The sequence below is a fragment of the Mixta mediterraneensis genome, from assembly GCF_030283135.1.
GTDB lineage: Bacteria > Pseudomonadota > Gammaproteobacteria > Enterobacterales > Enterobacteriaceae > Pantoea > Pantoea mediterraneensis.
The window spans coordinates 1-1,214 of record NZ_JASUAZ010000127.1 but is presented as its reverse complement, the minus strand read 5'-3'; the positions used below and the strand labels follow the sequence as shown (position 1 = coordinate 1,214).

Here is a 1,214-nt window from a genome sequence, read left to right as displayed (position 1 = left end):
GATTACATCGAAATGTTTTATAACAGTAAGCGTCGGCATGGTTCGAGTGATCAGATGCCACCGACGGAATATGAAAAACAATATTATCAACGGCTCGGAAGTGTCTAGATTATCCGTGGCGATTCATGGGATGAAGCAGGACGCCCTCTCAAGGTGACCGGCACCCATATCGACATGACCAAAGAGAAGCAGTACGAAGAGCAACTGGCGGTACTGGCGCTGCACGATCCCCTTACGCTGTTAACCAACCGGTATGCTTTGCACAATCACTTCCGTGAACTGAAAACACAAGGCGCGCTATGCGTGGCCTTCATCGATTTAGATGATTTTAAACACGTCAATGACACGTTAGGGCATCGCAGCGGCGATGCCGTGTTGATTCAGTTAAGTCAGCGCCTGATTGAAGCATGTCCATCAGAGGTGGTGATTGGACGCTTAGGTGGAGATGAGTTTGTTTTATTGATGCCATACGCGCTGGATAATCCGTTGATAACCCATACGGCGTATGCCTGCCTTGATGCCGCGCTGGCGATGTTTGAAATGGACAATGGCAACGCCAGTATTGGTGCGTCTGTGGGTGTCGCGCAGGTTGAGGCACAAGACAGCTTCGACGCGGCGCTGGCACGTGCCGATGAAGCTATGTATTACATCAAGAAAAACGGCAAGCGTGGCGTAGCGCTCGGAAAAGTCACCACGCTGTGACCTCGTCAGAAAGCGCAACAGTAAAAGCCGGGCCATTCAAACATAGGGTTGCCGGATACCCATACTGACGACAGGCGAATGACGTCACACGCTTAGCACAGCACATCGTGAAACAATCTTTACCCTCCAGCCCCTGCTATTAACGAAACAGCGGATACAGGCCGCTGGTGGTCGATAACACGATCCCTCGATTCAATTTTTACAGGTGACGAAAGAGCCAGATCAACATGGCATTGCTTTGCACATCAGACGTGGCTGTATAGCGCGCTGTATTAATCAACGGGGAGCTAGTCACTGGGAATTTGCATTCACTTGACTACCTGTTTGCGTTTTACCTGGCTGTTTGTTTGCATTTCACCTAGACATCTCCAACAAAAAATGAAGGCAAGTCACCTACTGAGTTGACAGGCAGCTTAGTGCCAGGAGCGGACGTTGCACACTCAAAGGAACTTTGGCCAGGCATTGTGAAATGCTTGTTATGTTTGCTTTTATCTATTGGTATAGATATTAGG

Annotated in this window: 1 pseudogene; it reads left to right on the top strand. The window is 49.2% G+C overall.

Annotated features, from left to right (window positions below):
* Positions 1-126: 126 nt before the first annotated feature.
* Positions 127-702: pseudogene (locus QRY16_RS21910) on the top strand (GGDEF domain-containing protein); the annotation flags it as partial.
* Positions 703-1,214 lie beyond the last annotated feature (512 nt).